This window comes from Streptomyces sp. NPDC059456, from assembly GCF_042750055.1.
GTDB lineage: Bacteria > Actinomycetota > Actinomycetes > Streptomycetales > Streptomycetaceae > Streptomyces.
On sequence record NZ_JBHYVA010000987.1, the window covers coordinates 1 to 2,192 of the forward strand.

Consider the following 2,192-nt stretch of genomic DNA (forward strand, 5'->3'; position numbering starts at 1 on the left):
GGCGGCCCCCCCCCGCCCGGTTCACCAGCTTGCGCCACCCCACTACACACCGCGTCTTGGGGCTGCTCACGTCTGCTTATCCTGTCGACCATGCTGACCCTCACCCAGGCGCTGTACGACCGGATCGTCGAGCACGCCCGCAAGGACCACCCCGACGAGGCCTGCGGCGTCGTGGCCGGACCGGCCGGCACCGACCGCCCCGAGCGGTTCATCCCGATGCTCAACGCGGCCCGCTCGCCCACGTTCTACGAGTTCGACTCGAAGGATCTGCTCAAGCTGTACCGCGAGCTCGACGACCGGGACGAGGAACCCGTGATCGTCTACCACTCGCACACCGCGACCGAGGCCTACCCCTCGCGCACCGACGTCACGTACGCCAACGAGCCCGCCGCGCACTACGTCCTGGTCTCCACGGCGGACACCGACGGCCTCGGGGAGTTCCAGTTCCGCTCGTACCGGATCGTCGAAGGCGTCATCACCGAGGAAGAAGTGCAGGTCGTAGAGGCCTACTGACCACGATGTGGTCGGTAGGCGTCCACGATGCGGGATCACACTCCAAACGGGGGACCGGGAATCGTTAACATGACCGCATGGTTCCCCACGACGTGAGCATCGAGACGCCCGGCAGGCTGCTGCTCGTGGCGCGGCTGCACGTCGACCTGTGCCGCCTCGCCAGCAGCATCTGTCCTGCCGCCTGAGCACCACAGCCCCTCGCGCGGGGGCCATCGCGCCGCGCGCCCTTACGCCCCTCCCGCCTTACTTCACCACTGGAGCCTGCCATGGCCATCGAGGTCCGCATCCCCACCATCCTCCGCACCTACACCGACGGCGAGAAGGCCGTCAGCGGTGAGGGCACCACGCTGTCCGAGCTGTTCGAGGACCTGGAGACGCGTCACAAGGGCATTCGAGAGCGAATCGTCGAGGGCGCCGACGGTGGCAAGCTGCGCCGCTTCGTGAACGTCTACCTCAACGACGAGGACGTCCGCTTCCTCGACGGCATCTCCACCGCCCTCAAGGACGGCGACAGCGTCACCATCCTCCCGGCGGTCGCCGGCGGCTCCGTCTGATGCGCTACGACTCCCCACTGGCCGCGGTCGGCAACACGCCGCTCGTCCGGCTTCCCCGGCTGTCGCCCTCGGACGACGTCCGGATCTGGGCCAAGCTGGAGGACCGGAACCCGACCGGGTCCATCAAGGACCGGCCCGCGCTCCACATGGTCGAGCAGGCCGAGAAGGACGGCAGGCTGTACCCCGGCTGCACGATCCTGGAGCCCACCTCGGGAAACACCGGGATCTCGCTCGCGATGGCGGCCAAGCTCAAGGGCTACCGGATCGTCTGCGTCATGCCGGAGAACACGAGCCAGGAGCGGCGTGACCTGCTGGCCATGTGGGGAGCCGAGATCATCTCGTCGCCGGCGGCCGGCGGATCGAACACCGCGGTCCGGGTGGCCAAGGAACTGGCCGCGGAGCACCCCGACTGGGTGATGCTCTACCAGTACGGCAACCCGGACAACGCGGGCGCCCACTACGCGACGACGGGCCCCGAGATCCTGCGGGACCTCCCGTCGATCACCCACTTCGTGGCGGGGCTGGGCACGACGGGCACCCTGATGGGCGTCGGCCGCTACCTGCGCGAGCACGTCGACGGCATCAAGATCGTCGCGGCCGAGCCGCGCTACGACGACCTGGTCTACGGGCTGCGCAACCTGGACGAGGGCTTCGTCCCGGAGCTGTACGACGCCTCGGTCCTGACGACCCGCTTCTCCGTGGGCTCGGCCGACGCGGTGACCCGCACCCGTGAACTCCTCCAGCAGGAGGGCATCTTCGCGGGCGTCTCCACGGGCGCCGCCCTGCACGCGGCGATCGGCGTGGGCCGCAAGGCGGTGGCCGCGGGCGAAGCGGCGGACATCGTGTTCGTGGTGGCCGACGGAGGCTGGAAGTACCTGTCGACGGGCGTGTACACGGCCGCGACGACGGAAGAGGCGATCGAAACCCTCCAGGGCCAACTCTGGGCCTGACCCCCGGCCCCGCCACTGATCCGGCGTCGCAGACGCGGGGCCCGGGGCCCACCGCCGCACCGGGCCGTGCCTCGCGGAACGGCGCCGCCGGCGCGTGAGGCACGGGGTCCGGGGCCTGCCCCGGGCAACGGCGGGAGGGCGGGGCGGGGAGACCGCCCCACGGGCGGGACACCGC

4 protein-coding genes are annotated in these 2,192 nt (G+C 70.4%); all 4 read left to right on the forward strand.

Annotated features, from left to right (window positions below; translation table 11 throughout):
* Positions 1-90: 90 nt before the first annotated feature.
* The 4 genes from ACFXA3_RS41380 (at position 91) to ACFXA3_RS41395 (ending at position 2,017) form a co-directional block, all read left to right on the forward strand.
* On the forward strand, positions 91-513 hold the full coding sequence (locus ACFXA3_RS41380; protein WP_054220936.1) for a Mov34/MPN/PAD-1 family protein: 423 nt from the start codon (positions 91-93) through the stop codon (positions 511-513).
* A gap of 77 nt (positions 514-590) precedes the next feature.
* Positions 591-698, forward strand: coding sequence for a putative leader peptide (locus ACFXA3_RS41385; protein ID WP_324603773.1), 108 nt, complete (start codon positions 591-593; stop codon positions 696-698).
* 81 nt (positions 699-779) lie between these two features.
* Entirely contained in the window at positions 780-1,067 is a 288-nt protein-coding gene (locus ACFXA3_RS41390) for a MoaD/ThiS family protein (RefSeq protein ID WP_385196488.1), read from the forward strand.
* Positions 1,067-2,017 (forward strand): PLP-dependent cysteine synthase family protein, encoded by a 951-nt coding sequence (locus ACFXA3_RS41395; RefSeq protein WP_385196490.1) that lies wholly within the window; start codon positions 1,067-1,069, stop codon positions 2,015-2,017. Before ACFXA3_RS41390 ends, ACFXA3_RS41395 begins: the two co-directional genes overlap by 1 nt.
* The last annotated feature ends 175 nt before the right edge of the window (positions 2,018-2,192 follow it).

Excerpts from the sequence above, each read along its gene's own strand:
- ACFXA3_RS41380 (WP_054220936.1), top strand. The coding sequence starts at position 91 with ATGCTGACCCTCACCCAGGCGCTGTACGACCGGATCGTCGAGCACGCC.
- ACFXA3_RS41385 (WP_324603773.1), top strand. The coding sequence starts at position 591 with ATGGTTCCCCACGACGTGAGCATCGAGACGCCCGGCAGGCTGCTGCTC.
- ACFXA3_RS41390 (WP_385196488.1), top strand. The coding sequence starts at position 780 with ATGGCCATCGAGGTCCGCATCCCCACCATCCTCCGCACCTACACCGAC.
- ACFXA3_RS41395 (WP_385196490.1), top strand. The coding sequence starts at position 1,067 with ATGCGCTACGACTCCCCACTGGCCGCGGTCGGCAACACGCCGCTCGTC.